The sequence below is a fragment of the Flavobacterium sp. genome (assembly GCF_021151785.1).
Classification (GTDB): Bacteria; Bacteroidota; Bacteroidia; order Flavobacteriales; family Flavobacteriaceae; genus Flavobacterium.
Window position 1 is genome coordinate 1 of sequence record NZ_JAGKWP010000184.1, and the last position, 4902, is coordinate 4902.

Annotated in this window: 6 protein-coding genes; all 6 read right to left on the bottom strand. The window is 29.2% G+C overall.

Annotated features, from left to right (window positions below; genetic code table 11):
* Window positions 1-167: 167 nt before the first annotated feature.
* On the bottom strand, window positions 168-662 hold the full coding sequence (locus QZ824_RS11475) for a hypothetical protein (RefSeq protein WP_291276153.1): 495 nt from the start codon (window positions 660-662) through the stop codon (window positions 168-170).
* Between the two features lie 22 nt (window positions 663-684).
* Window positions 685-1527 carry an RHS repeat-associated core domain-containing protein gene (locus QZ824_RS11480; RefSeq protein ID WP_366844543.1) on the bottom strand — a complete coding sequence of 281 codons (843 nt, stop codon included), beginning with the start codon at window positions 1525-1527 and terminating at the stop codon, window positions 685-687.
* A gap of 76 nt (window positions 1528-1603) precedes the next feature.
* Complete coding sequence (locus QZ824_RS11490) at window positions 1604-2134, bottom strand: hypothetical protein (protein ID WP_291276154.1); 531 nt, start codon at window positions 2132-2134, stop codon at window positions 1604-1606.
* Between the two features lie 7 nt (window positions 2135-2141).
* A complete protein-coding gene (locus tag QZ824_RS11495) occupies window positions 2142-3053 on the bottom strand; it encodes an RHS repeat-associated core domain-containing protein (protein WP_291276155.1) in 912 nt (303 codons plus the stop codon).
* Window positions 3054-3546: 493 nt separating this feature from the next.
* Complete coding sequence (locus QZ824_RS11500; RefSeq protein ID WP_291276156.1) at window positions 3547-3810, bottom strand: hypothetical protein; 264 nt, start codon at window positions 3808-3810, stop codon at window positions 3547-3549.
* Between the two features lie 125 nt (window positions 3811-3935).
* The coding region (locus QZ824_RS11505) for an RHS repeat-associated core domain-containing protein (protein ID WP_291276157.1) at window positions 3936-4902 on the bottom strand (967 nt) is incomplete at its 5' end.

The following is a 4902-nucleotide window of genomic DNA, read 5'->3' on the forward strand; positions in this document are numbered from 1 at the left end:
GTTAATATTTTATAAACAAAATCCTAACTTTTTACGGTTAGGATTTCTTGTTTTTACTATTAAAAAGATGGCATTTCTGAATCATACATTAATACCGTTTAATATTTTGCGAACTAGTTAACTAATCCTATTTTAATTTAGGATTTTTGAATGGTTTACTGCTAAATCTATAAAGACTTATTTAAAATTAATAAACCAGTCTCGTCATCAATATAACAAGACCTCATGTTATCAAATAATATTTTAATGATATAAGCTTTTTCTTCTTCACTGGTATTACCTTTTTCGGTTAAATCTTCATTAAAATAGGTTTTAATAAATTTACTTAGTCCTTTTTCTAATTTACACTTAATTTTTTTTGATTCATTTACTTTTATAAAACCCCATTTTTCTATAGTTTCATTTCTCATATCAAGGCATGATTTTTGAATAAGTATGTCTCTAATAAAAGATTTATATTCTTCCTTATTTCCTTTTTGTGAGATTTTATAATATGTAAATAAATCATCATTTTCAATAATAGCAATCCCATCATATTTTTTTGATTTAATATTCACTACTAAATAATTACTATTTGATTGAAAATCATCAATAATTTTTTCAATAAATGAGTTGCTTTGCACTAAACAAAAGCTTAAAAAAAAGTAATATAAAAATTTCATTATAGTATATTTTTAGTTATAATTATTCTAATAGTTCTTTTGGAATTTTATTCCATTTACCATTTGTTTTGCCATAAGTAGTTCTTTTACGTTCTCCTTTTACAGCTCTCATGCGATTCTCAATATTAACCGCATTAACTTCAATCATTCTAATTCCATTACTAGTTTTGTCACTTGTCCACGTACCTTTTTCATTATCATATCCATGTCCTAATAATTCATGTACCAAGGCAACAACAGGGTCTCTTTTATCGCCAACAGCATTTGTAGTTTTAGAAGGGTTATATTCTGTTGTAGAGCCTGTTGAAATCCCTAAATACTGAAAAACTGAATTTTCTGGAGTATTTGTATTTCCACCGTTAGTATCCTTTATTAAATGGTCATTGTCACTTTCTTCCAATTCATTAAGCCTACTTGTCAGTTTATCATCCCTACTATTTTTGATTTCATTTAAGTCTTCAACTACTTTTAAGACATACTCATTATTTCCAGTATATTTTGTACCATCTTCATTATAAGCTACACCATTTTTGTATGTAATATCTCTTTTTACAGATTTACCATCTTTATTAGTTTCTTCAAATTGGATACCGATTCTAAAGGCTTTCATCCCATCTGGGTCTGTAAAACTTAGAGGATTATTGAAACAATAGTTATAAGGATTCCATCTTCGTGAAGTTTCAGCCATTGGGTCAATATTCATCCATCTACCTATACTTGGGTCATAATTTCTAGCGCCATAGTCATACATATTAAGCCCCAACTCGTCTTGTAACTCCTTCCCGTTGTACTTATAATCATAACTCGTAGTAAACAAAGGCGGCACAGGTCGTATGCGTATCAAAGAACCATCTTTAGCATACATTTGTTCATCAGAATTACAGTAAGCTATCTATGATTGGTGCTTACTGGTTTTGTGGTGTGGACGTGAAAGCTATGTCCTAATTTGGGAGATTACCAATTCCAATATTATTTATTATTGCATTAAATCTATTATTAAAAGTATTTAGCTTACCATCAACAACAATATTCGGCATAGCAGTAAATTCAATAACACTACAATTTGAATCTTCTCCAATTTTATAAATTAAATCCCCTTTTCTTATAATCTTTTTTAAGTTTTTATTATTTGAATTAAAATAGACTTTGCAATAAACATATTTAGAATCCAATTTTTTACTTATATAATCATAATTCACTCTTAAAGTTTCACCATTAATAATATAATCTAAGACTACTTTTTTTCTAGTATTTTGATTAATCTGATATAAATAATTTTTAGTATCAATACTATTTAACTGTTTATCATTTAAGTTAAATTTAAAATTTAGAACCTCTTTAGATTCAACTTTCAAATTTTTATCAGAAAAAAATTCAACCAATAAAAAAGAATTTGTATTTCTACCATCTAAACTTTTACAACTTACAAAAAGCAATACAAAAAGCAATATAATTAATTTGTTATTTTTCATAATATTATTATTTATGTTCTGGGTCTGATGCAGGTCTTTCTTCAAGTTTAAGTAATTTCCTAGATAAATTTTCAAAATTATTTACTCTTGTTTGAAATTTATTTTCAAACAAAGTGTGTCCTAACTCATGAAACAAAACGGTTTCTAATGTCGAAGGAATAGTTACTACTGTCCCATTTGCGTTTAATCTTGGCGAAAATGAAGTTTCAAAATTCCTAATATTTTGAGGTGGAGAATCTGATATTATTAATTTATTATTTTCGTCTAAATAAGAATATTTTTTATCGAAAGCGACTACATTTTGAATATCTGACTCCCTAATTAATATATTTACCATCTTAATTTCGTTCTTTTTTCCTTCAACTGTTATTTGTGACAATCCACCACTTTTTTCCCCTAAAGCATTTGGAGAACTATATTCATCTAATAATTGAGTTTCATTTTTATCAAAATTCGACAGTTTTATATTTACATCTAAATCTTTTCCAATTATTTTATTTATTCCAGTAATTAAATCTTTTGCATCACCTTTAAAATCTTTTAAATTACCTGTAAATTTTAAATTGTTATTTTTATCAAATTCATAATAATTACCCCCCAAAGTTTTATTAAGTGATTCTAGAACTTTTTTCTGGTCATCTAAACTCCCAACTATTATCCTTTTCCCATCGGGGTCAACAAAAAAAACTGGATTATTCATACAATAATTATATGTTGAAAACGACTCATATTTACTTGCCAATGGGTCAATATTCATCCAACGTCCTAGAGCTGGGTCATAATTCCTTGCTCCATAGTCATACATATTAAGCCCCAGTTCTTCTTGCAGCTCTTTTCCATTGTATTTATAATCATAACTCGTAGTAAACAAAGGCGGCACAGGTCGTATGCGTATCAAAGAACCATCTTTAGCATACATTTGTTCATCAGAATGTCTTTAGCATACATTTGTTCATCTGAATGATAACCCGTATACTTCAAACCAAATGGATAATAATGATTTTTTACTCTTGTAAGAACGTAAGTCAAAGTTAATATTTTATAAACAAAATCCTAACTTTTTTTACGGTTAGGATTATTGTTTTGATTTACATAACGAGCAGTAAGCTATCTATGATTGGTAATTACTGGTTTTTAGCACCACGCGAAAGGATTAGCTACGCTGAACTTCGTTTCGTGCGGTAGCGGGGTCTATCCAATTTACTGTAGCAAAAGAAACAAAATAAGCACCGTCTTTTTCTCCAAATTTATATTTTCTACTCATAATAAAAAAATGTAAGTTATGAAAAAAACCACAACTTTTCCCGTTGTGGGGGTTTTTACTTTGTGGGTACGAGCAAGATGCTCGCACTAGCGTTACGTGTTAGTTTTGCTCGCGCCAGCTAGGGGAAAATTTTCTAAAAATTAGTATTTTACTTTGTTAGAGTTTCACTAGATTTTATAAAACTATACTCGTTATTACCATCTAATCCATTATTTAGGTATTCCCCATCCTTTAAAAGGAAATATGAACCAAATTCTTCATAATTACTACCTAATTCATTGTAATTTTCAAAATTATCTAATTCAATACCACAATATACATCCTTAGCTTTTTCCCAAGTTCCTTTACAAGTAAGCTCTATAGTATCATTCTTAAAATAATGGTAATAAGTGCCATCATTGTATATTAACAAATAATTAATTGTTTTAGTATCTCTAGTGTTTATATATTTTCCTTCTAAACTATTATAACAATTTATAGAAGAACAACTAATTAAAAGGAAAAATAAACTTATAGTATAAAAACGTTTCATAATTTTTATTGTATTGGAAATGAAAATTGAATTTCTTGAATAATTGTTGATAGTGGACGGGCACCATCTTTTCTATTATAGTTTTCCGCCATATGAAATAAAAGAGAATTTCTGCTCGTTTCATTGGTTATAATACCTCTCAAATTACCATCTACAATTCTTACTTTTGCGACTGCACCACCAATATAAAACTGTACTTTATTTACTGTCAAATGCTTAGCTGCTGAAGGCCCCCATGAGCTTGGAGATAATGTTGGGCTAAACTCTAATGCAATCGAATATTCTTTAGAATTTTTTGGAGCTTTTCTAAAACCATCCTTATATAACTTTTCCCCTAAATCTGATAATATTTCATTTGTTATAGACCCTCCACTACCATCAAGATAACTATTTGCAAAAGGATGTTTTCCGTAAACAAATATTCTAGTATCTCTAACTGTCCCAGTAGCAAACTCCCACAATAAAACACCAATAGTTTTAAGTTCATCAGTTTCAAATATTTTTTGTTTTTCCTTTTCAGTAAGCTTACTGACATCCTCATTATCAAAATACAGTTTTGCAGCTCCCTTTAATGCTGAAATTGCATGTACATCAACTAGACTATAAGATGGATCTCCATTCTCTCTTCTATCAACACCTCTTGCATTATCTGACCAATGTGCAAATCTTGAAATAGGCATGTCCTCTCTTCCATTTTCTGAATCTGCACCTGTAGGGTCTGCCCAAAGTATTGGGTTGTTATCAAACGCAAAATATGGAGAATAATTAAAATGTACTAATGGATCTTGCACTACCCATCTCGCTATAGCTGGATCATATTGCCTCATATCCATATCATATATATTTAACGATAACTCTTCTTGCAATTCTTTACCGTTGTACTTATAATCATAACTCGTAGTAAACAAAGGCGGCACAGGTCGTATGCGTATCAAAGAACCATCTTTAGCATACATTTGTTCATCAGAATTA